Origin of the sequence: Microvirga guangxiensis, assembly GCF_900102135.1 — a bacterium.
In the GTDB taxonomy this organism is placed as follows: domain Bacteria; phylum Pseudomonadota; class Alphaproteobacteria; order Rhizobiales; family Beijerinckiaceae; genus Microvirga; species Microvirga guangxiensis.
Window position 1 is genome coordinate 259,119 of record NZ_FMVJ01000002.1, and the last position, 22,189, is coordinate 281,307.

A 22,189-nucleotide genomic window follows, 5' to 3' on the forward strand; every position below is an offset into this window, starting at 1 on the left:
CCGCCCTTCCGAACCATCAGTCGTCCGCACGCAGATCGAAGAGGCGCGGATATTGATGGGGCTGCGAGCGCAGATACTGATCGGGTGCCTTGACCGAGGCGCCGAAATGCGCTGCCGCGTGCCATGGCCAGCGGGGATCGTAGAGGATGGCGCGGGCGAGCGCGATGAGGTCCGCGTCTCCCGTGGCCAGGATCGCTTCGGCCTGCACGTAGTCGGTAATGAGACCCACCGCGACGACGGGCATCCTGGTGGCTTCCTTCACTGCGCGGGCCAACGGCACCTGATAGTTGGGGCCGATCGGGATCTGCTGCGCCGAGGTCAGGCCGCCGCTCGAAACATGGATCGCGTCGCAGCCGCGTGCTTCGAGTGCCTGGGCGAAAGCGATGGTTTCCTGGATCGTCCAGCCACCTTCGGCCCAGTCGGTTCCCGAAACCCGCACCGTGACGGGCCGGTCAGCAGGGAATGACTCACGGATCGCGTCGAACACCTCCAGCGGAAACCGCATCCGGTTCTCTAGCGAGCCGCCATATTCGTCGGTGCGCTGATTGGACAGTGGGGAAAGGAACTCGTGCAGCAGGTACCCATGGGCTGCATGGATCTGCACGGCTCCGATGCCGAGACGGGCTGCGCGCCGGGCTGAATCAGCGAATGCGTTGCGAAGCTGCGCCAGCCGATCCCGATCCAGGGCCGTGGGTGCATTGTCGCTCGATGCATAGGGAATCGCCGACGGCCCTTCCGTCTGCCAGCCATTGGCATGGTCGGGAGAAATCTGCTTCCCGCCCTTCCACGGCAGGTCTGTGGAAGCCTTGCGCCCGGCATGGGCCAGCTGAATCGCAATCGGCATGTCGGACCAGCGGCGGACGCTGTCCAGAACACGCCCCATGGCGGCCTCGGTCTCATCCGAGTAGAGCCCCACGTCGCCATAAGTGATGCGCCCTTCTGGCACGACGGCGGTCGCCTCGATGGTGAGGAGCGCGGCGCCCGACAGGGCAAGCTGCCCCAGGTGGATCGTGTGCCAATCTGTCATGCAGCCGTTCTCGGCCGAATACTGGCACATGGGCGCAATCACGATGCGATTGGCGAGATTGAGCTTTCCCACATGGAAGGGCGTGAACAGTTTTGCAGGTGCCATCGGCTGTCCTTCAAGGAACGAGGAATCCCGGCACATTGAGCCGTTCGGGCTAGAACGCACAACGGGCCCAAAAGGTCTGAGAGGCCTGCAACCAGCTCAACCCTCAAGCTCCTCCCGCAGCATCTCCAGCTCGAGCCAGCGCTCCTCAGACATATGCAGATCGGTCTGGAGTTGCGTGAGCGCATCCATCGCTTTCTGGAAGCGGGCCGGATCGCGGGAATAGAGCTCAGGATCGGCCAGGATTTCCTGCACCTTCACGATCTTGGCTTCCAGCTCCTCCATGCGCTTGGGCAAGGTCTTGAGGTCGTGCTGCTCGTTGAAGCTGAGTTTCCGCTTGGTGTTTTGAGAAGGAACGGCCGCAGGCTTGTCCGTGCTCTTGGGCTTCGCATCCTTCTCGACGACGCGGGCCTGCACACCCTGCCCGCGCTGGGCCACCATGTCGGAATAGCCGCCCGCGTATTCGACCCAACGCCCCTCGCCTTCCGAGACGAGAACGGAGCTGACGGTACGGTCGAGGAAGTCGCGGTCGTGACTGACCAGAAGGACCGTGCCGGAGTAATCCGTGATCATCTCCTGCAGCAGGTCGAGGGTTTCGAGGTCGAGATCGTTGGTCGGCTCGTCGAGGACAAGAAGGTTCGAAGGCTGAGCGAGAGCCCTCGCCAGCATGAGCCGGTTGCGCTCACCGCCCGAGAGCACGCCGACGGGCGTGCGGGCCTGTTCGGGCGAGAACAGGAAGTCCTTCATGTAGCCGATGACGTGCTTCGTCTGGCCACCAATGGTGACGCTGTCGCCGCGCCCGCCGGTGAGCGTCTCCGCCACGGTGGCGTTGGGGTCGAGGCTCGCGCGGCGCTGGTCGAGGGTGACCATCTGCAGGTTCGAGCCAAGGCGCACACGGCCGGAATCGGGCTGAAGGTTGCCGGTGAGCAGATTGATGAGGGTCGTCTTACCAGCCCCGTTCGGGCCGATGATGCCGAGGCGGTCCCCGCGCAGAAGCCTCAGGGAGAGGTTCGACACGATGGGGCGATCTCCGTAGGCCTTCGAAACGCCTTCCGCCTCCACCACGAGGGTTCCCGACTGCTCGGCTTCGGCCAGGGTCATGCTGACCGTGCCAACGGCTCGCGTGCGGTCGCGGTATTGCTGGCGCATCGCATGGAGATTGCCGAGGCGGCGCACGTTGCGTTTGCGCCGGGCGGTGACGCCATAGCGCAGCCAATCGGCTTCAGCCACGAGCTTGCGTCCGAGCTTGTGGTGCTCGGCCTCCTCCTGCTCCAGCACCTGATCGCGCCATTCCTCGAAATGGGCGAAGCCCTGATCCATGCGACGGGTCCGTCCCCGGTCGAGCCAGATGGTGGATTGAGACAGGCTTTCCAGGAAGCGCCGGTCGTGGCTGATGAGCACCAGCGCCGAGCGCAGGCTCTTCAGTTCGCTCTCCAGCCACTCGATGGCCGGGAGGTCCAGATGGTTGGTAGGCTCGTCCAGCAGCAGGATATCGGGTTGAGGCGCGAGCACATGGGCGAGCGCTGCCCGGCGGGCTTCTCCACCCGAGAGGTCGGACGGCTTCTCCTCGCCCGTCAGCCCCAGCTGCTCCAGCAGGTAGCGTGCCCGGTAGGGATCGTCGCCAGGTCCCAGACCAGACTCAACATAGGCCAGCGTGTTCGGAAATGCGGAGAGGTCCGGCTCCTGCGCCAGATAGCGCACGGTGGCTCCGGGCTGCACGAAACGCTTGCCGCCGTCGGCCTCGACGAGGCCTGCGGCAATCTTGAGCAGGGTGGATTTTCCCGAGCCGTTGCGGCCTACAAGACAGGCCCGCTCGCCGGGAGAAACGGAAAGTTCTGCGCTCTCGATCAAGGGCGTACCGCCGAAGGTGAGAGCAATTTCCTGAAGGAGAAGCAGAGGAGGAAGCGCCATGTCTGCCACCTGACACCTCTTGCCTGAGGATGCAAGGCCATCCTGTGGTTGTTACGGGGTGGACGCTCAACGATCTTTATGGTCCCCTGCTCTCCTGAAGCTGGGCCTCTGCATGACTCTGACGAGACGTTTGCTCCTTTTGGCGTTGATCTCCGTGCTGCCAGCGCTCGTCATCTGGGCCTTTACGGAAGTTTCCCTGAGGCGCGCCCGCGAGGCTGAAATCAACGATCTCGTCATCCGTCAGGCAGAGCTGGCAGCCTCGGAGGTCGACCACATCTTCGAGGGGATCAACGGCCTGCTTCTGGCCATGGACGAAGCGCCGGCCATCCGCTCCTTCGACGCGCCGGCCTGCAACGCCTATCTGCACTCCGTTCAGCAGAAGGTGCTGCACATCGTTTCATTCGTGGTTCTCGACCTGAACGGGAAGGTCCATTGCAACGACAGGGGGTTCATCAACTCCGATCTGCGTTTCAAGGATCGTCCCTACTTCCAGGATACGATCACCCGAAAAGGCTTCTCCATCGGCACCTATACGCAGGAATTCACGGAGGGTGGGCTTGGTGCCTACTCCGTCCTGCCCCTGTCGCTGCCGATCTGGAGCAACGACAGGCAAGTCGTCGGGGTCATCGTCGCCGCTCTGGATCTTAACTGGCTCGACAAGGAGTTGAAGGAGCGGGTGATCCCCACCGGAGGCTCTCTCACGATTAGCGACAGGAACGGCGTCATCATCTCGCGGGAGCCATTTCCGGAGCGTTTCATCGGAACTCGCATTCCTGACCCATTCCTCCCCATGCTGACCGCCGACAGACCGGGCAGCTTCAAGACGAACAGCCAGGACGGCACGAACCGGATCTATGGCTACATCCCGGTGAACTACCCTCCCGCCGACAACATCTATGTGAGTGCGGGCTTGTCGACGAAGGTGGCGTTCGCCACCATCAACGAGGCAGCCAAGCGCGGCTTCATGCTGATTGCGGCGGCACTGGTCCTGGCCCTTTCGCTCTCATGGCTGGCAAGCCGCGCCTTCATTACGAAGCCTTTCGAAATCATGACGAACGCCGTCGGGGATTGGCGGCGCGGAGATTATCAGGCACGCATCGACCTGCCGAAGAACTCGGGTGAGCTTGGACTTCTCTCAAAAGCGTTCAATGACCTCATGGATGATGTCGCCGAGCGTCAGGAGGCCTTGAAGGCCAGCGAGGAGCGGGCGCGGCTGGCCCTGGAGGCCGGCCATATGGGAACCTGGTGGTACGATCACCGCAAGGGCATAGGCGGCTGGTCGAGCCAGGCCGCCCAGATCCTGGGCCTGCCCCCGACGAAATCGACGACCAACGTTCAGGAATGGCGCTCACTTCTCCATCCGGACGATGCGCACCATGCTGTCGAGAAACTACGCGCTGCCGTTCTCAACGAGGGGAATGGCAACTACGAAGACGAATACCGGGTGCGGCGTCCCGACGGGAAGATCCGCTGGATCAACTCGAAGGGAAAGGTTTCCTTCGACGCCCGGAAGAAGCCCATCTTTTTTGTCGGGATCATCCAGGACATCACGGAGCGCAGGCAGATCGAGGAGCAGCAGCGCTTCTTCCTCGATGAGTTGAATCACCGAGTGAAGAACACGCTGGCAACCGTGCAATCCATTGCCGCGCAGACCCTGCGCTCCAGCACCGGCTCGGCGCAGTTCAAGGAGGCGTTCGAGGGCCGCTTGCTTGCCCTTTCCATGACACACAACCTTCTGACCTTGAAATCCTGGCGCGAGGCGGATCTGCACGACATCGCGGCGCAGGAACTCGCTCCCTACATGCGTGAGGCAGACGAGCGGGTCGTGATCGATGGGCCCAGGGTGAATCTTCCGTCACGCTATGCCATCAATTTCGGCCTCGTTCTGCATGAACTCGTAACGAATGCCGCCAAATATGGGGCACTCTCGGTCCCGACAGGACGTCTCCATCTAGCATGGGAAGTCATTGCCCCTGAAGACGCCCCCCCACAGCTTCGCCTATCCTGGAAGGAAAGCGGCGGACCGCCAGTCCAGCCGCCCAAGCGTCAGGGCTTCGGCTCCCGCCTTATCCGCCGCAGCATCGAAGGCGAACTCGACGGGAACATCACGATCGACTTCGATGCGTCGGGTGTTTCCTATGACCTGTCCGTCCCCCTGCCCTCAGCGTAGAAGGAAGGACAGCATACGCTCGATACGGCTGCCATAGGGCGGCTTCGTCATGCCTGCACCGTTGATCCGCGCCTGCTGGAACACGGAGCGCGCATGACTGAATGTCCTGAAGCCCGCCTCGCCGTGATAGGCGCCCATGCCGCTGTTCCCCACGCCACCGAACGGCAACTCCTCTTGCACGCAATGGAGCAACGTCTCGTTGATGGCGGCGCCGCCGGAGGTTGTGCGGTCGAGGATATGCTCCACGAGCCTCCTGTCATGGCTGAAGACGTAAAGCGCCAGAGGATGCGGCCGATCCGAGATGAAGCGGATAGCGTCCTCGATGTCCTCATAAGTGACGACGGGAAGAACAGGACCGAAGATCTCCTCCTGCATCGCCAGGGCGCTGTCAGGCACTTCGGTCAGGAGGACAGGCGCGATCTTGCGTCCCGCAGTTTCGAGGATTTCGTTGTCTGAACCGACCTCATGGACGACGGCGCCTTTTGTCTGCGCATCCGCGATCAGCTTGCGGAGGCGTTCGTAATGCCGCTCGCTGATGATGGCCGTGTAGTCGGGGTTGGCGGAGAAAGTCGGGTATAATCGAACGACGGCATTGCGGAATGCAGCAATGAATTCACTCTGCTGCGCTCGGGGAATGAGGACGTAATCGGGCGCGATGCAGGTCTGACCCGCATTGAACAACTTGCCTACGGCAATGCGTTCGGCTGCTTTCTCAATCGGGTATTCGGGGCAGATGATCGTGGGGGATTTGCCTCCGAGCTCGAGCGTGACTGGCACGAGATTCTCGGCGGCGGCCTTCATCACCTCGCGCCCTACCGCCGTCGAACCCGTGAAGAAGAGATGATCGAACTTCAGCCGTATGAAAGCCTGAGCGACATCCACGCCCCCCTGCACCACCGCCACCTCGCTCTCGTCAAAGACCTCCTCAATCACATGAGCCAGCAAGGCTGAAGTGCGGGGCGTGAGTTCGGAAGGCTTAATCAGGATGCGATTGCCTGCGGCCAGGGCACCTGCGAGCGGCGAGAGGGCAAGCTGAACCGGATAGTTCCAGGGGCTGACGATGCCGACCACCCCGAGAGCCTGATAATGGACGCGTCCGGAAGCCGGCTGGAACATCATCTGGATCGGCCGTCGCTGCGGTTTCATCCAGCGGCGGAAATGCTTTCGGGCGTGGCGTAAGCTGGAAACGACAGGATAGAGGTCGGCGAGCTTCGTCTCGTGAAGCGAGCGATGGCCGAAATCCTGCGCGATGACACGCGCGAACTCATCCGCACGGCGCACCAGCGCGTCGGCAAGAGCGCCCAATGCCTCCTCACGGCGTTCGACGGAAAGAGCCCCCTGTTCGGACCAGGCGCGTCTTTGCAGATCAAAAACGTCCTGGAGCCGCCCCCTGGCCGGGAGAGAAACAATATCATGCACGCCAGCACATACTCCGCGTGAACCTCGGCTAAGATATGGGCGATGCCCGCTCATTCTCAACCGAACCGGTTTTCAAGCGGCAAAGGGCGCGGGTGGATTGACGAGAGGCCCATGGGGCGAGGATGCTTCCCCATCCGTCGGACTACTCCCCACAGTCCGCGGCAGGAGAATGTGAGTGAGCGATCCCTCCCCCGTGCTGTCGATTGAGAACCTGTCCATCGGACTGCCCGCCCTGGCAGACCGACAGCACGCGATCAAAAACCTGTCCCTCGATATTCGCGCTGGCGAAACCCTCTGTGTTGTCGGGGAGTCGGGCTCCGGCAAGTCCATGACAGCCATGGCGGCCATCGGCCTTCTGCCACCCTCGGTTACGGTACTCGCAGGCTCCATCAAGCTCGGCGGTCTGGACCTTCTGTCCCTCGACGAGGAGGGATGGTGCGATGTGCGCGGGCGGGATGTCGGCATGGTATTCCAGGAGCCCATGACCTCTCTCAACCCGGTCATGCGCGTGGCGGACCAGATCGCCGAGACCTTCCAGGCTCACCGACTGTTGAGCCAGGCGGACCGGCACAGGCGCACCATCGAACTGCTCACCGAGGTAAACCTGCCGAATCCGGAACTCATCGCACGGGCTTATCCGCATGAGCTTTCAGGCGGCCAGCGCCAGCGCGTGATGATTGCCATGGCGCTCGCCCTGGAGCCCAAGCTCCTCATTGCCGATGAGCCGACAACGGCTCTGGACGTGACCACGCAGGCGCAGGTGCTGAAGCTCATCGACAACCTTCGCCGCAAGAAGGGCACGGCGGTTCTCTTCATCACTCACGATTTCGGGGTTGTGGCAGAAATCGCCGACCGCGTCGCCGTGCTGCAGCACGGCGAGCTGGTAGAACAGGGAACGGTGGACGAGGTGCTGAAAAACCCGCAGCACCCTTACACCAAGCGCCTCCTGGCGGCCGTGCCCTCCCTGACCCCGCCCCCTGCGAAGGAATTGCAGCGCGAACCGATCACTCTCAAGGTCGACGCTCTCACCAAGACTTATGGCGGACGCGGCTTCTTCCGCAGAAGCCGAGAGGTCCAGGCCGCGGATGCCGTGAGCTTCGACATCCGTCGCGGCGAGACCCTGGGATTGGTCGGCGAATCTGGCTCCGGCAAGTCCACCGTAGGGCGCTGCGTCCTCCGGCTGATCGAGCCCGATGGAGGCAAGATCGAGATCGGCGACCTGATGTTCAGCTCCCTGTCGCAAGCCGATATGCGCCCGCATCGGCGCAAGATCCAGATGGTATTTCAGGACCCCTTCGCCTCCCTCAACCCACGGCGCAAGGTGGGTTACATCATTGCTGAAGGCCCGATCACGCAAGGTGTCGATCCCGAGCAGGCGTTCAAGGAAGCTCATGCCTTGCTCGAAAGGGTCGGACTTCCCGCTCAGGCCGCCGAGCGTTACCCGCATGAGTTCTCAGGCGGCCAGCGTCAGCGCATCGGCATCGCCCGTGCTCTTGCCATGAAGCCCGATGTGCTGGTGGCGGACGAGGCGGTTTCCGCCCTCGACGTATCCGTGCAGGCCGAAATCCTCAAGCTGATCCGCGAGTTGCAGAAGGAGTTCGGCCTCTCCATCCTTTTCATCACCCACGATTTGCGGGTCGCTGCCCAGATCTGCGATCGCGTGGCTGTCATGCAAAAAGGTCGAATTGTGGAAATGGCGGAAACAGCGCAACTCTTTGCCGATCCGCGCGACGCCTATACGCGCCAACTCCTGGCTGCCGTGCCGGGAAAAACCAGAATACTCGAAGGAGTCCAAGACCGGTGAACGACCAGATCAATCCGCACATCGCACCGAACATGGTTTTCAAGAATCTCATCGGCGGCAAGGAGGTTCCGGCTTCCGACGGAATGCTGCTGGACGTCGTCTCGCCTGTGGACGGCACGCTCTTCGCCAAGATCGCCGCCGGCACGGCACAGGATGTCGATGCGGCGGTCAAAGCCGCACGCTCTGCTTTCGAAGGGCCGTGGGGCAAGCTGACGGCCACCGAGCGCGGCCGCTTATTGATGAAGCTCGCCACCATCGTCGAGGCGCATGCGGACGAACTTGCGACGCTCGAAAGCCGCGACAACGGCAAGCCCCTGCGCCAGTCCAGGGCCGACGCCGTTGCACTCGCCCGCTACTTCGAGTTCTACGGCAGCGCCGCCGACAAGCTTCATGGCGATGTCATTCCCTATCTCAACACTCATTTCATCGGTGTCGAGCGTGTGCCGCACGGCGTGACTGGGCATATCGTGCCCTGGAATTATCCGATGCAGATCTTCGGCCGCTCCGTCGGCGCGGCTTTGGCTGCAGGCAACGCCACCGTGGTGAAGCCTGCAGAAGATGCTTCGCTTACGATCCTTCGCGTGTCGCAGCTTGCGAGCGAAGCAGGCTTTCCCGACGGTGCGCTCAACATCGTGACGGGCCTCGGGCGCACCGCAGGTGCCGCGCTGGCCGCACATCCTGGCATCGACTTCCTGTCCTTCACCGGAAGCCCGGAAACCGGCACCGCCGTGCAGATTGCTGCCGCGAAAAATCATGTGGGCGTGACCCTCGAACTCGGCGGAAAGTCGGCGCAGGTTGTCTTTGACGACGCCGATCTCGAACGCGCGCTCCCCACCCTCGTGAACGCCATCATCCAGAACGGCGGCCAGACTTGCTCTGCAGGCAGCCGCCTTCTGATCCAGCGCGGCATTTTCGACGATGTGGTGTCAGCAATCGCCGAGCGTTTCCGGGCGCTGCGCGCAGGCCACCCGGAACGTGAGCCCGATCTCGGCCCCATGATCAATCAAGCCCAGCAGCGCCGCGTTCTTGGCTATCTGGAGCGCGCCCGCAACGAAGGCCTTCGCATCGTCGGCGAGGGCGTCGTGGCTATCGATGCGCCGGCCGAGGGCTTCTATGTGCCACCGGCCTTCCTTGCGCCCGTGCCGCATGAAAGCATCCTCTCCCAGGAAGAAGTCTTCGGTCCGGTTCTTGTGGCAACGCCTTTCGAGGACGAGGCCGACGCGATCCGGCTCGCCAACGGCACACCCTATGGTCTCGCCGCCGGCGTATGGACGCGCGATGCCATGCGCTCCACCCGGGTTGGCCGCGCCATGCGTGTCGGTCAGGTCTTCGTGAATTGCTACGGAGCAGGCGGCGGCATCGAACTGCCCTTCGGCGGTTTCGGCCGTTCGGGCCATGGCCGCGAGAAAGGCTTCGAGGGCCTCGTCGAGTTCACGACGACGAAAACGCTCGTTATCGCGCACGGGTAGGAAATCAGCGTTCCCCGCCCTCATCCTGAGGAGGTCGCTCAAGCGACCATCTCGAAGGAGCCTCCAATACGCTCTGGATCATCCTTCGAGACGGCCTTTCAGGCCTCCTCAGGATGAGGGCGGAGGATCATAAACCGTATTTAAGAAGGGTAAGAGACATGAAACGCCTTGAAGGCAAGGTGGCGCTCGTGACTGGCGCCGGTTCCGGCTTCGGCTTGGGCATCGCGGAAACATTTGCTCGCGAAGGGGCGAAGGTTGCCATTATCGACATCAACGAAGCTGCAGCAAAGGCTGCTGCGGAGAAGATCGGCTCCTCGGCCATAGGCCTTGCCGCCGACGTGTCGAAGGCTGCCGATGTGAACGCTGCCGTGGAGAAGACCGTCTCCGCCTTCGGCAAGCTCGACATCGTGGTCAACAATGCAGGCATCAGCCACCGCAACCGGCCCATGCTGGAAGTTGAGGAAGATGAGTTCGACCGCGTTTTCGCCGTCAACGTGAAGTCGATCTATCTCTTCGCCAAGGCCGCCGTTCCGCTGATGCAGAATCAAGGTGGCGGCGCGATCATCAATGTGGGCTCGACCGCGGGCCTGCGCCCACGTCCCGGCCTCACTTGGTACAACAGCACCAAGGGCGCGGTGCACACCATGACCAAGTCCATGGCTGTTGAGCTTGCGCCCAGCAAGATCCGCGTCTGCGCCCTGGCGCCGGTGGCGGGCGAGACGCCCCTGCTCTCCACCTTCATGGGCGAGGACACGCCCGAGAAACGCCAGATGTTCGTCAATTCCATCCCTCTCGGCCGCTTTTCGACGCCGCAGGACATCGCCAACGCCGCGCTCTACCTCGCCTCGGATGAGGCCAGCATGATCACCGGCGTGGTGCTGGAGGTCGATGGCGGACGCTGCATCTGATGAAATAGTCTTAAAACAGCCAAGGAACATCTTCCATCCGGCGTCACACTGCGTAAGCTGAGGCTCATGCGCCCTGCCGCAATTCAACACCGGATGGAGATCCGCCTTATGTCGAAGCGTATTCTGGCTGCCGCCCTGCTCCTTTCCGTCAGCGTCCTTCCGGCCTACGCTGCCAAGACCTCTCTCGTCGTCGGCATGCCCATCGAGCCGCCAGGCCTCGATCCGACGATTGCCGCGCCCGTCGCGATCCGCGAAGTGACGCTCGCCAATCTCTACGAGGGTCTTGTGCGCATCGACCGGAACGGCAAGGTACAGCCGCTTCTGGCGAAAAGCTGGGAAATCTCCCCCGATGGACTGACCTACACCTTCCGCCTGCAGGAGGGTGTGAAGTTCCACGACGGCACCACCTTCGACTCTGCCGACGTGAAATTCGCCTTCGATCGCGCCCGCGATCCTAAGTCGACGAATGCGCAGAAGCAGATCTTCGCGCCCATCGTTTCCATCGAGACGCCCGATCCCGCAACGGTGGTGATCAAGCTGAAGGAAACCTCCGGCAACTTCCTCACCTATCTCGGCTGGGGCGATGCGGTGATCGTCGCGTCGGAGACGGCGGCGGGCAATGCCGCCAACCCGGTCGGCACCGGCCCCTTCAAGTTCAAATCCTGGACGCGTGGCGACAGGGTCGAACTCGTCAAGAACCCGGACTATTGGCAGAAGGACAAGACGAAGCTCGAAAGCGTCACCTTCCGCTTCATCAGCGACTCGCAAGCGCAGGTCGCGGCTGTGCGCGCGGGCGACGTAGATGCCTTCCCCAACCTCGCAGCCCCGGAACTCTTTGCCGAATTCCAGAAAGACTCCCGCTTCAAGGCCGTTGCCGGCAACACGGAAGGCGAGACGGTTGCGGGCATGAACAATGCCAAGAAACCCTTCGACGACGTGCGCGTGCGCCGCGCGCTCATGCACGCCATCGACCGCAAGGCGCTTATCGAGGGTGCCTATTCCGGCTTCGGCACGCCCATCGGCAGCTTCTTCTCGCCCAACAACCCGGCTTATGTGGATACGACGAACGTCATCCCCTACGATCCGGCGAAGGCCAAGGCGCTGCTCGCGGAAGCGGGCTATGGCAATGGCCTCTCCATCACCATCAAGTCTCCGCAGATGGCCTATGCGAGCCGCTCGGCTGAGCTGATGGCCGCCATGCTCTCGGAAGTGGGCGTGGAGATGAAGATCATCCCCACCGAGTTCCCGGCCAAGTGGATCGAGGAAGTCTTCAAGAACAAGGATTACGACGTCACCATCGTCTCCCACACGGAGCCGCTCGACATCGATATCTTCGCCCGGGACAGCTACTACTTTAATTACAAGAACGACAAGTTCAAGGCGCTGATCGCCGATGCCGCCAAGACCACGGACGAGAAGGCGCGCTTCGCCAAATACGCCGAAGCGCAGAAGATCCTCGCCGAGGACGTGCCCGCCCTCTTCCTCTTCCAGCTGCCGAAGCTCGGCGTATGGAACGCGAAGCTCCAGGGCATGTGGGAGAATTCCCCGATCCCGATCAACGACGTGACGGAAGTGTCGTGGACTGAATAAAGCAGTCTGAAAACAGCATTCTCATGGTTCACCCGGCTTTACGCCGGGCATGAGGATGCTGTTTGCTGACGTATCGGTTCGCACAAATCGGATAGGCATTCTTCGCTCGTGTTGCGGCTCATCATTTCCCGGCTGGTTTCGCTCGCCATCACTCTGCTCTTCGTCTCGCTGGCGATCTTCCTGATTCTGGAAGTGCTGCCCGGCGACCCGGCGGCGATCATGCTGGGGACGGCTGCGCGCGAGGATACGCTCGCCGCTTTGCGCCAGGAGATGGGGCTCGATCAGCCTGCGCTCATCCGCTATCTCGAATGGGTCGGGGGAATTCTGTACGGGGATCTCGGCACGTCCATCACCTACAAGATGCCGGTTTCGACGCTCGTTGCCGAGCGCATGAACGTGACGCTCCCGCTGAGCCTTCTTGCCATTCTCATATCAACCGTCCTCGCCCTGCCCCTGGGCGTTGCAGCAGCCGCGCGCCGCGATGGGCCGGTCGATCGGGCGGTACTGGTGTTCAGCCAATTGGGCGTAGCGGTGCCGAACTTCTGGATCGGCCTTCTCTTCATCCTCTTCTTTTCCACATGGCTCGGGTGGTTTCCGGCCGGCGGCTTTCCGGGTTGGGGTAACGGGATCGGCCCTGCTCTTCAGGCGCTGCTTCTGCCTGCCCTGGCGCTTGCCCTGCCCCAGGCTGCAGTGCTCACCCGCGTCACGCGCTCGGCAACCCTTGAGGTCATCGGCGCGGATTTCGTGCGCACGGCACGCGCCAAGGGCGTGGACCGGCGCTCCACCCTGCGCCGGCATGTGGTGCCGAATGCGCTCATCCCGGTCACGACGATCCTCGGCCTTCAGCTTTCATTCTTCTTCGGCGGCGCGATCCTGGTCGAGAACGTGTTCAACCTGCCAGGGCTCGGGCGGTTGGCTTATCAGGCCCTCAGCCAACGCGACCTCGTGGTCATCAAGGACATCGTGCTGATCTTTTCCGGCCTCGTCATCGTGGTGAACTTCCTGGTCGATATCGGCTACACGATCCTCGATCCGCGCCTGAGGAGCCGGACATGATGAAGCGTTCCTCAATTCGTTGGAATACGGCCCTCATCATCGGCGGCATCCTCACAGCCCTGCTGATCGCTACCGCCCTCCTCTCTCTTGTCTGGACACCGGAAGTGCCCACTCGCGTGCGCGTTGCCATGCGCCTAAAAGGGCCGTTGGAGGCTGGCCTTCTCGGCACCGATCATTTCGGACGGGACGTCCTGTCGCTTCTCATGGTCGGTGCGTGGAATTCGCTCGCCATCGCATGGCCTGCGGTTCTTCTGGGCGCTGCCATCGGCACCGCTATCGGTTGCGCGGCAGCGGCATGGAAGGGCATCGCCGATGAAATCGCCATGCGCGCGTCCGACGTGGTTTTCGCCTTCCCCGCAGTTCTGTCCGCGATCATGATCGGTGCGCTCGTGGGCTCAGGCCCGCTCGCGGCCATCCTCGCCATTGCGGTGTTCAACGTGCCTGTCTTCGCGCGCGTCACACGCGGCGTGGCGCTCCAGGTCTGGACGCTCGACTACATCGCCGCCGCCCGTGCCATCGGCAAGCATCCGCTGCGGATTACCTGGGAGGACGTAATCCCCAACATCGCAGGGGCGCTGATCGTGCAGGTGACGATCCAGCTCGCGCTCGCGATCCTGACCGAGGCAGGATTGAGCTATCTGGGCCTCGGCGTGCGGCCTCCCAACCCAAGCTGGGGCCGCATGCTCAGCGATGCGCAGACCTATCTCTCCCAAGCTCCGCACCTCGCCATCGCGCCTGGCATCGCAATCGCTCTCTCGGTGCTTGGCCTGAACCTGTTGGGCGATGGCCTGCGCGATGCACTGGACCCCACACTCAAGGGCCGCAGCGCTCCAGCTTAAGCAGCCTTGCTCATGGCCTTTCGCACATCTGCCAGGATCTCGTAGGAGCGCAGGCGCGCAGCGTGATCGTAGATGGCCGATGCCACGATCAGCTCATCGGCACCGGTCTGCTCGATGAAGCCTTCGAGCTCCTCGCGCACGGTCTCGGCGGAACCGACGAAGGAGCAGGCGAGCATGCTGGAGGCCTGCGCCTTTTCAGAAGGCGTCCAATAGGTCTCGATGTCGTCGATGGGCGCCTGCAGCTTGCCGCGCGTTCCGCGGAACATGTTGGTGAAAGCCTGCTGCGCGGAGGTGAAGAGACGCTTCGCCTCCTCGTCCGTATCGGCGGCAATCACATTCACCCCCACCATCGCATAAGGCTTGTCGAGTTGAGCGGAAGGCTGGAAGCGCTCGCGATAGACCTGCAGCGCCTGAAACAGGGCGTTCGGCGCGAAATGCGAGGCGAAGGCGTAAGGCAGTCCGAGCATGGCCGCAAGCTGCGCCCCGAAGAGGCTGGAGCCTAGAATCCAGACCGGCACGTTGCTGTCTGTCCCTGGAACCGCCTGGATCACCTGTCCCGGCTGAAGCGGTCCGAGCAGGGCCTGGAGTTCAACCACGTCCTGCGGGAAGGTGTCAGCGCTGGTGGGATCGCGGCGCAGGGCAAGCATGGTACGCTGATCGGTGCCGGGAGCGCGTCCTACGCCAAGGTCGATGCGTCCCGGAAAGAGCGCGTCGAGGGTGCCGAACTGCTCGGCGATGACGAGCGGCGAATGGTTCGGCAGCATGATGCCGCCTGCGCCCACGCGGATCCTGTTGGTGCCCCCAGCCACATGCGCGATGGCGACGCTCGTCGCAGCGCTCGCGATACCCACCATGTTGTGGTGCTCGGCGAGCCAGAAGCGATTATAGCCCCACCGTTCCGCATGCTGCGCCAGATCGCGTGAATTGCGCAAGGCATCGGACGCCGTGGAGCCTTCGGTGATGTGCGCAAGATCGAGAATGGAAAGCGGAGGCATGGGAAACTCTTTGAAACGTGGCGGGCGATGATCGATCTCAAATCAGCACTCCGGCTGCTCGATACAAGACCTGAAGCCCCTCGCCTGAAGCGCAGCAGCTTTGCAAAAGAAAAACCCGGCGCTTGCGGCGCCGGGTTTCGAAGTCCTCACCTATAACGGCTTAGCCGCGGGTACGAGCGCGGATCATGTAGCTGTCGAAGGCGTACTCGGCCACTTGGAACCAGAGGTATTCTTCGTTGCGGAAGGCGCGGAGCGAGTCGATCATCTTCTTGAAGTCCGCATTCTGGGCGGAAATTTCAGCATAGACCTCGTTCGTGGCCTTGTAGGCGGCGTCGAGAATCTCCTGCGAGAACGGGCGCAGCTGCGCGCCTGCGCCCACGAGACTGCGGAGAGCCGCCGGGTTCTTGGCGTCATACTTGGCCAGCATGTCCTGGTTGGCCGCCATGCAGCCTGCCTGCACGATCGCCTGATAGTGCTTCGGCAGGGATTCCCACTTCGCCTTGTTGAACATGAAGTGGAGCGTCAGGCCGCCTTCCCAGAAGCCGGGATAGTAGTAGTACGGGGCGACCTTCTGGAAGCCGAGCTTCTCGTCGTCGTAAGGGCCAATCCATTCGGCGGCATCGATGGTGCCACGCTCCAGCGACGGGTAGATATCGCCGCCCGCCACCTGCTGCGGGATGACGCCGAGCTTCGCCATGACCTGGCCGGCGATGCCGGCGATGCGCATCTTGAGGCCCTTCAGGTCTTCGACTGTCTTGATCTCCTTGCGGAACCAGCCGCCCATCTGGGTGCCGGTATTGCCGCCTGGAAGAGCATAGAGGTTGTGCTTGGCCATGAACTCGTTGACGAGGTCGATGCCGCCGCCGTGATACTGCCAGGCATTGAGCTGGCGGGCGTTGAGCGTGAACGGGACCGCCGCGGCGGCCGCGAAGGTAGGGTCCTTGCCCACATAGTAATAGGCGGCCGTATGGGCCATCTCGACCGTGCCGGAAGACACCGCATCGGCGGCCTGGAAGGTACCGACGATTTCACCCGCCGAGAAAGGCTGGATCTGGAACTTGCCTTCAGTGGCCTCGGAAACGAACTTCGCGAGGAAGTCCGCGCCGCCATAGATCGTGTCGAGGGACTTCGGGAAACCCGAAGTCAGACGCCAGCGGATTTCAGGGTTGGACTGGGCAATGGCCGGCGAAGCAATGGCACCGGCGGCAATGCCAGCACCGGCGGTCGCGAGAAAATTGCGGCGTTTCATGAAAGCCTACTCCTCTAGGGCTTATCGTATTTGTTGTCGTGCGATAACAAGCAGGCTGCAGCCCAAAAGCAAAACTTAGACATAAGTTGAGGTTCATAGGACTTAGCTTCCAGGAGCACATCCTCACTGTCAGCTCTGCTGGAAACTCATGCAACTCAAGCCCTTAAGAAGCCTCAAGATACGCTACGGAAGCTCAACCGAAGAACAGTCTCAAGGCTTTAGCCTCTGTTCTTTGGCATGACGTGAACGCAGATGACCCCTGCCTATATTGCATATATACTGGAAAGAAAATTTCCTGAGATATTCGCCACATGAAATAAAAAGCGACGCCGCTATTCACGGCGCCGCCAAGTGCTGTTCTGAATCAGCAGAGGCTTAGAAGTCCATGCCGCCACCGGGCATTGCGGGTGCGGCTGCCTCTTTCTTCGGCTTCTCCGCGATCATCGCCTCCGTCGTGATGAGAAGGCCGGACACGGAGGCTGCGTCTTCGAGAGCCACGCGGACAACCTTCGCCGGGTCGATGATGCCGAACTTGTAGAGATCGCCATACTCGCCGGTCTGGGCGTTCCAGCCTGCCGAATACTCCTTTGCCTCGGCCACCTTGCCGACGATCACGGAGCCGTCCTCGCCTGCATTCAGGGCGATCTGGCGAGCCGGAGCCTGGAGCGCGCGGCGCACGATCTCGACGCCGGTCTTCTGGTCGTCGTTGACAGGCTTCACGCCGTCGAGGGCCTTCAGAGCCCGCAGCAGCGCAACGCCGCCGCCAGGCAGAATGCCCTCCTCGACCGCAGCCTTGGTAGCATGCATGGCGTCGTCGACGCGGTCCTTCTTCTCCTTCACCTCGACCTCAGTCGCGCCGCCGACGCGGATCACCGCGACGCCGCCTGCGAGCTTGGCGAGACGCTCCTGGAGCTTCTCGCGGTCGTAGTCCGAGGTGGTCTCCTCGATCTGCGCCTTGATCTGGCCGACGCGGGCTTCGATGTCGGCCTTGTTACCGGCGCCGTCGACGATGGTGGTGTTCTCCTTCTCGATCACGACCTTCTTGGCGCGGCCGAGCATGGGCAGCGTGACGTTCTCGAGCTTGATGCCGAGGTCTTCGGAGATGACCTGCCCCTTCGTGAGAACGGCGATGTCCTCGAGCATGGCCTTGCGGCGGTCGCCGAAGCCCGGGGCCTTCACGGCGGCGATCTTCAGGCCGCCACGCAGCTTGTTGACGACGAGGGTGGCGAGAGCCTCACCTTCCACGTCCTCGGCGATGATGAGCAGCGGCTTGCCGGTCTGAACGACGGCTTCGAGCACCGGCAGCATGGCCTGGAGGCCGGAGAGTTTCTTCTCGTGGATGAGGATGTAGGGATCCTCGAGCTCCACGCGCATCTTCTCCGCGTTGGTGATGAAGTACGGCGAGAGGTAGCCGCGATCGAACTGCATGCCCTCGACTACCTCGAGCTCGGTCTCGAGGGACTTGGCCTCTTCAACCGTGATCACGCCTTCGTTGCCGACCTTCTGCATGGCCTCGGCCAGCATGCGACCGACCTCGGCATCGCCGTTGGCCGAGATGGTGCCGACCTGGGCAATCTCGTCGTTGGAGGTGACCTTCTTGGCGTTCTTCTTGAGGTCCGCCACCACGGCTTCGACGGCCATGTCGATGCCGCGCTTCAGGTCCATCGGGTTCATGCCGGCGGCAACGGCCTTGGCACCTTCCTTCACGATGGCCTGGGCGAGAACGGTCGCGGTGGTGGTGCCGTCACCGGCGCGGTCGTTCTGCTTCGAGGCGACCTCGCGCACCATCTGCGCGCCCATATTCTCGAATTTGTCGCCGAGTTCGATTTCCTTGGCGACGGTGACACCGTCCTTCGTGATGCGCGGCGCACCGAAGGATTTTTCGATCACCACGTTGCGGCCCTTGGGGCCCAGCGTGACCTTCACCGCATCGGCGAGAATGTCGACGCCGCGCAGCATCTTTTCGCGCGCGTCGGATGAGAATTTGACTTCCTTAGCAGCCATTGTTCGTCACTCCTTAGACGTAACGATATGTGACTCTGGTATTCCGGCCTTAAGCGGCCTTCTTCTGAGCGACGGTCTCGTCCAGAACGCCCATGATGTCGCTCTCCTTCATGATCAGGAGATCCTCGCCATCGATCTTCACCTCCGTGCCGGACCATTTGCCGAAAAGCACACGGTCGCCGACCTTCACGTCCAGGGCGACGAGCTGGCCGACCTCGTTTCGGGCACCGGGTCCGACGGCGATCACCTCACCCTGCTGGGGCTTTTCCTTGGCGGTATCGGGGATGATGATGCCCCCCGCCGTCTTCTCTTCCGCATCGATCCGCTTGACCAGAATGCGATCATGCAAAGGACGGAACTTCATGAAGCTTCCTCCAATGTTTTCAGTGCGTTGACTGTCATACGCGGAGCCCTTCAGGGCCTCCGCGGTCGAAAATTTGGTTGAACAAGCTTCACTGTTCAAGAGGGGATATGAAAATTTTTTGGCACTCGTCATCTAGAGCGCCAAGCTGCGCTTTAAGAGCCCAGATTGGACAAGGTATCGCCCTGGAGGCTATGCCCCTTCCATCGGCGTAAGACACGCCCAGGAGATCAAAATGAGCGAAATGGTTGTGAGGGACAGCAATGGGGCCGTCCTGAGCGAGGGCGACTCCGTGCAGGTCATCAAGGACCTGAAGGTGAAAGGCTCTTCCACCACCTTGAAGCGGGGCACCTTGTTCAAGAACATTCACCTGACAGACAATCCCGGCGAGATCGAGTGCCGATCAGCCCAGATCAAAGGCTTGGTGCTCAAGACCGAGTTCGTGAAGAAGGTCTGATCGAGATCGCGGTTATGCCCGGATTATCTGGGCATCTGCGCCTTAACCCGGTTTTGCGAGAGAATGGCCAGGACAGATGCGTCCATGGCCAAAGGCAAATTCTCAATAATGGGGCGGCGGAGGCTCGGGCGTCCGGGGCCCGGCGCCACTGTCCTCGACTTCCTGCACCCGGTCCAGCAACTCATTGAGCTGGCGCCTCAGCGAGTCGATCTTCTTCCATTGGTCTATGACGGTCTGATTCAGGTCCTCGATGACCTGATCCTGATAGGCGACGCGCACCTCCAGGGCCTCCAGGCGGGCATTGACCCCATTCGCATCACTCATCGGCCAGCAGGCTCCTGTCCTCGGGGCGTTCCACCAAGCCGTGCCCGAGAGATACGCGCTCGTCGAATACGAAGCAGCCGCCGTTCCAGCGGCTCTCGGTTTCCGGCACATCCTCCAGATATTGCAGGATGCCGCCCTTTAGATGGTAGACCTCTTCGAAGCCCTGCCCCAGCATGTAGGAACTGGCCTTCTCGCAGCGGATGCCGCCGGTGCAGAACATGGCGACCTTCTTGTGCTTGGCGGGATCGAGTTCCTTCTCCACGAATTCCTTGAATTCGCTGAACTTCTTGATGCGCGGATCGATGGCACCCTCGAAGGTGCCCATTTCCACCTCGAAGTCGTTGCGGGTGTCAAGCAGGATCACGTCCGGGTTCTCGATGAGGCTGTTCCAGTCGGAGGCCGAGACATAGGTGCCGACCCGTCTGGTCGGGTCCGTCTGCGGATCGCCGAGGGTCACGATCTCCTTCTTCAGACGCACCTTCATCTTGCCGAAAGGCATCTCGGAGGCGGTCGAGAACTTCAGCTCCAGATTGTCGAGACGACCATGGAAAAGTGGGCCCTGCTGCAGCTCGGCGATCAGGGAATCGATCCCCTCCTCCGTTCCGGCCACGGTGCCGTTGATCCCCTCCTGGGCAAGCAGGAGGGTCCCCTTGATCCCACGATCGGAGCAGATGGCATGGAGCGGATCGCGCAGTTCCCGGAAGTCGGGAAGCGCCACGAACTGATAGAGAGCGGCAACCTTGTACGTCATGGCGGCTGTTTACCAGCATGGGGCTTCACGGAAAACCCGTCACAACGCTCCGCAGTGTCGCGACTTACAGCTTTGGCCAAGGCCGTTTGTCCGGGCACATCTGCTCCCAGGCCTGAGAGAGCCTGAGCACGCCGACATCGTCGAAACGGCGGCCGATGACCTGGAGGCCGATCGGCAGACCCGCCTTCGTGAATCCGGCATTGACGGAGGCCGCAGGCTGATCGGACATGTTGAAGGCAACCGTATAGCCGATGTGCTCGAACGGCCTCTCCGGATCATGGATCGGCGAGGCAAGCTCCGCCTCGTAGGCCACATTCGGCGCGACGGGCGAGAGAACGAAGTCGAAGCGGTGTGTGGCCGCCACCGCCGCATGGCGCATCACCATCATCTGGTTAATGCCGGCATAGACCTGAGCGCCGGTGAGCGACTTTCCTCCCTCCGCCCATTTCAGGATGTAGGGCAGCACCCGGGAGCGCTCCTCGTTGGTCAGGGCGCCGATATCCATCCAGGCGCGCTGGCGCCAGAAATCGTCGAGGCCGTCGAGCATCTCGCGGGTGATGAACGGCCTCATCTCCTCGACGGTGGCGCCCGCATCCGCAAAGGCTTTCGCGGCGGCCTGCACTGCGGCGCGCACTTCAGGATCGAGCGGCAAACCGAGACCAGCTTCCATCATGAGACCGATTCTGAGCCCTTTGACGTCAATATCCAGATCGAGCCAGGGCAGCTCCTGATAAGGCAGACTCATAGGATCGCGCACATCAGGCCGCGTAAGGCTCGTCATCATCAGGGCCGCATCGCGGACGGTGCGGGTCATCGGCCCTGCCACGCGTCCGTAATAGGTCGGATCGATGGGAATGCGCCCGAAGCTAGGTTTCAGGCCAAATACGCCGCACCAAGCCGCAGGCAAGCGAATGGAGCCGCCGATATCGGTGCCGATATGGAAAGGCCCGTACCCTGCCGCAGCAGCGGCGCCCGCACCGGCCGAGCTGCCTCCGGGATTCTTGGACAGGTCCCATGGGTTGCGGGCGAGCGGGTGGAAGCTCGAGAGCCCTGAGGAGAGCATGCCATAGTCAGGCATCGTGGTCTTGGCGAGAATGACGACACCATCTTCACGCAGCCGCGCGGCGGAAGGTGCATCCTCTTCCGCCGGCATCAGCGGGCGCGCCGACGTGCCGAGAGGTACGGGCGTGCCTTTCGTGGCGATGTTTTCTTTGATAGTTGCGGGAACGCCATCGAGAGCCTTCGCATCTCCAGCCCCCCAGCGCCTCTCGGATTCGCGCGCGGCTTTCAATGCGCTCTCGGGATCGTAAGCGTAGAGAGCCTGCAGGCTGGGCTCATAAGCCTCGATACGTGCGATAACGGCGTTCGTGACCTCAACCGGAGAGACTGTTCTGCGGGCGTAAGCCTCAAGCAGTTCTGCCGCCGACCAATCAGCTAGATCGGCAGGTGATGAGGAGGATGTTCTTGCGCTCACGTCTAAGCCCTGCTGCATATGGATTCGTTTAAACCTTATGCTGCGCGATCCCTTCTCCTACGTAAACCGGGGTAGCTCCGAAGCCTGTCGCTTTCCCGAACGCTGCGCCCGCCGGCAGAGGAAGAAATACCTCCTTTAAGCCCCGTTTTCATGGAGCAGGAGCTCAAACTTCTTCCCCTTGAAAGAGTTCTAAGAACATGGCCGCCTGCGAAAGCCTGTTTACAATAGAGACTCGATCAATTGACCACCTGAAGTTGCGCAAGCATCTTATCGTCAGGC

Annotated in this window: 18 protein-coding genes; 8 read left to right on the forward strand and 10 right to left on the reverse strand. The window is 62.0% G+C overall.

Annotated elements, in window-relative coordinates; translation table 11 throughout:
- Positions 1–16: 16 nt before the first annotated feature.
- Positions 17–1,132: an NADH:flavin oxidoreductase/NADH oxidase gene (locus BLP10_RS01250; protein WP_091128531.1), complete on the reverse strand. Its 1,116-nt coding sequence runs from the start codon at positions 1,130–1,132 to the stop codon at positions 17–19.
- Positions 1,133–1,228: 96 nt separating this feature from the next.
- Positions 1,229–3,040, reverse strand: a complete 1,812-nt coding sequence (locus BLP10_RS01255; RefSeq protein ID WP_091128533.1) for an ABC-F family ATP-binding cassette domain-containing protein — start codon at positions 3,038–3,040, stop codon at positions 1,229–1,231.
- Positions 3,041–3,152: 112 nt separating this feature from the next.
- On the opposite strand from BLP10_RS01255, the gene BLP10_RS01260 reads away from it, so the two are divergent.
- Positions 3,153–5,210, forward strand: coding sequence for a sensor histidine kinase (locus BLP10_RS01260; RefSeq protein WP_091128535.1), 2,058 nt, complete (start codon positions 3,153–3,155; stop codon positions 5,208–5,210).
- Here the strand turns inward: BLP10_RS01260 and BLP10_RS01265 are convergent.
- Positions 5,202–6,629 carry a coniferyl aldehyde dehydrogenase gene (locus tag BLP10_RS01265; protein ID WP_091128539.1) on the reverse strand — a complete coding sequence of 476 codons (1,428 nt, stop codon included), beginning with the start codon at positions 6,627–6,629 and terminating at the stop codon, positions 5,202–5,204. The two genes, BLP10_RS01260 and BLP10_RS01265, sit on opposite strands and share 9 nt — an antisense overlap.
- Before the next feature lie 175 nt (positions 6,630–6,804).
- On the opposite strand from BLP10_RS01265, the gene BLP10_RS01270 reads away from it, so the two are divergent.
- The 6 genes from BLP10_RS01270 to BLP10_RS01295 all read left to right on the forward strand — a co-directional run bounded on the left by BLP10_RS01270 (position 6,805) and on the right by BLP10_RS01295 (position 14,295).
- A complete protein-coding gene (locus tag BLP10_RS01270) occupies positions 6,805–8,433 on the forward strand; it encodes an ABC transporter ATP-binding protein (RefSeq protein WP_091128543.1) in 1,629 nt (542 codons plus the stop codon).
- A gap of 32 nt (positions 8,434–8,465) precedes the next feature.
- Entirely contained in the window at positions 8,466–9,902 is a 1,437-nt protein-coding gene (locus tag BLP10_RS01275; protein ID WP_091130000.1) for an aldehyde dehydrogenase family protein, read from the forward strand.
- A gap of 158 nt (positions 9,903–10,060) precedes the next feature.
- Positions 10,061–10,810, forward strand: coding sequence for an SDR family oxidoreductase (locus tag BLP10_RS01280; protein WP_091128547.1), 750 nt, complete (start codon positions 10,061–10,063; stop codon positions 10,808–10,810).
- A 108-nt stretch (positions 10,811–10,918) separates the two neighbouring features.
- Positions 10,919–12,400 carry an ABC transporter substrate-binding protein gene (locus BLP10_RS01285; protein ID WP_091130003.1) on the forward strand — a complete coding sequence of 494 codons (1,482 nt, stop codon included), beginning with the start codon at positions 10,919–10,921 and terminating at the stop codon, positions 12,398–12,400.
- Positions 12,401–12,508: 108 nt separating this feature from the next.
- On the forward strand, positions 12,509–13,456 hold the full coding sequence (locus tag BLP10_RS01290; protein WP_091128551.1) for an ABC transporter permease: 948 nt from the start codon (positions 12,509–12,511) through the stop codon (positions 13,454–13,456).
- Positions 13,453–14,295: an ABC transporter permease gene (locus tag BLP10_RS01295; RefSeq protein WP_091128554.1), complete on the forward strand. Its 843-nt coding sequence runs from the start codon at positions 13,453–13,455 to the stop codon at positions 14,293–14,295. Before BLP10_RS01290 ends, BLP10_RS01295 begins: the two co-directional genes overlap by 4 nt.
- On the opposite strand, the gene BLP10_RS01300 is transcribed toward BLP10_RS01295, so the two are convergent.
- From BLP10_RS01300 to groES, 4 genes are all read right to left on the reverse strand, one after another.
- The gene (locus BLP10_RS01300) at positions 14,292–15,290 is read right to left on the reverse strand and encodes an LLM class flavin-dependent oxidoreductase (protein WP_091128558.1); all 999 of its coding nucleotides are present in this window, start codon (positions 15,288–15,290) and stop codon (positions 14,292–14,294) included. The genes BLP10_RS01295 and BLP10_RS01300 overlap by 4 nt on opposite strands.
- Positions 15,291–15,450: 160 nt before the next feature.
- Positions 15,451–16,539 carry a TRAP transporter substrate-binding protein gene (locus tag BLP10_RS01305; protein ID WP_091128562.1) on the reverse strand — a complete coding sequence of 363 codons (1,089 nt, stop codon included), beginning with the start codon at positions 16,537–16,539 and terminating at the stop codon, positions 15,451–15,453.
- Positions 16,540–16,914: 375 nt separating this feature from the next.
- Positions 16,915–18,543 carry a chaperonin GroEL gene (groL, locus tag BLP10_RS01310; protein ID WP_091128565.1) on the reverse strand — a complete coding sequence of 543 codons (1,629 nt, stop codon included), beginning with the start codon at positions 18,541–18,543 and terminating at the stop codon, positions 16,915–16,917.
- Positions 18,544–18,592: 49 nt separating this feature from the next.
- A complete protein-coding gene (gene groES / locus BLP10_RS01315) occupies positions 18,593–18,907 on the reverse strand; it encodes a co-chaperone GroES (RefSeq protein ID WP_091128569.1) in 315 nt (104 codons plus the stop codon).
- A gap of 232 nt (positions 18,908–19,139) precedes the next feature.
- Between groES and BLP10_RS01320 the strand changes: the two genes are divergently transcribed.
- On the forward strand, positions 19,140–19,361 hold the full coding sequence (locus BLP10_RS01320) for an alkylphosphonate utilization protein (protein ID WP_091128573.1): 222 nt from the start codon (positions 19,140–19,142) through the stop codon (positions 19,359–19,361).
- A 102-nt stretch (positions 19,362–19,463) separates the two neighbouring features.
- Here BLP10_RS01320 and BLP10_RS01325 read toward each other — a convergent pair whose 3' ends face one another.
- The 3 genes from BLP10_RS01325 to BLP10_RS01335 form a co-directional block, all read right to left on the reverse strand.
- Positions 19,464–19,685 (reverse strand): SlyX family protein, encoded by a 222-nt coding sequence (locus BLP10_RS01325; RefSeq protein WP_091128577.1) that lies wholly within the window; start codon positions 19,683–19,685, stop codon positions 19,464–19,466.
- Positions 19,678–20,436 (reverse strand): oxygen-dependent tRNA uridine(34) hydroxylase TrhO, encoded by a 759-nt coding sequence (gene trhO, locus BLP10_RS01330; protein ID WP_091128581.1) that lies wholly within the window; start codon positions 20,434–20,436, stop codon positions 19,678–19,680. Before trhO ends, BLP10_RS01325 begins: the two co-directional genes overlap by 8 nt.
- A 64-nt stretch (positions 20,437–20,500) precedes the next feature.
- Complete coding sequence (locus BLP10_RS01335; protein WP_244510340.1) at positions 20,501–21,910, reverse strand: amidase; 1,410 nt, start codon at positions 21,908–21,910, stop codon at positions 20,501–20,503.
- Positions 21,911–22,189: the final 279 nt, after the last annotated feature.

Bases quoted from the DNA above. Each gene is read 5' to 3' on its own strand.
- BLP10_RS01305 (WP_091128562.1), bottom strand. From the start codon at position 16,539: ATGAAACGCCGCAATTTTCTCGCGACCGCCGGTGCTGGCATTGCCGCC.
- BLP10_RS01255 (WP_091128533.1), bottom strand. From the start codon at position 3,040: ATGGCGCTTCCTCCTCTGCTTCTCCTTCAGGAAATTGCTCTCACCTTC.
- BLP10_RS01280 (WP_091128547.1), top strand. From the start codon at position 10,061: ATGAAACGCCTTGAAGGCAAGGTGGCGCTCGTGACTGGCGCCGGTTCC.
- BLP10_RS01295 (WP_091128554.1), top strand. From the start codon at position 13,453: ATGATGAAGCGTTCCTCAATTCGTTGGAATACGGCCCTCATCATCGGC.
- trhO (WP_091128581.1), bottom strand. From the start codon at position 20,436: ATGACGTACAAGGTTGCCGCTCTCTATCAGTTCGTGGCGCTTCCCGAC.
- BLP10_RS01275 (WP_091130000.1), top strand. From the start codon at position 8,466: ATGGTTTTCAAGAATCTCATCGGCGGCAAGGAGGTTCCGGCTTCCGAC.
- BLP10_RS01285 (WP_091130003.1), top strand. From the start codon at position 10,919: ATGTCGAAGCGTATTCTGGCTGCCGCCCTGCTCCTTTCCGTCAGCGTC.
- BLP10_RS01260 (WP_091128535.1), top strand. From the start codon at position 3,153: ATGACTCTGACGAGACGTTTGCTCCTTTTGGCGTTGATCTCCGTGCTG.
- groL (WP_091128565.1), bottom strand. From the start codon at position 18,543: ATGGCTGCTAAGGAAGTCAAATTCTCATCCGACGCGCGCGAAAAGATG.
- BLP10_RS01300 (WP_091128558.1), bottom strand. From the start codon at position 15,290: ATGCCTCCGCTTTCCATTCTCGATCTTGCGCACATCACCGAAGGCTCC.
- BLP10_RS01320 (WP_091128573.1), top strand. From the start codon at position 19,140: ATGAGCGAAATGGTTGTGAGGGACAGCAATGGGGCCGTCCTGAGCGAG.
- BLP10_RS01325 (WP_091128577.1), bottom strand. From the start codon at position 19,685: ATGAGTGATGCGAATGGGGTCAATGCCCGCCTGGAGGCCCTGGAGGTG.
- BLP10_RS01250 (WP_091128531.1), bottom strand. From the start codon at position 1,132: ATGGCACCTGCAAAACTGTTCACGCCCTTCCATGTGGGAAAGCTCAAT.
- groES (WP_091128569.1), bottom strand. From the start codon at position 18,907: ATGAAGTTCCGTCCTTTGCATGATCGCATTCTGGTCAAGCGGATCGAT.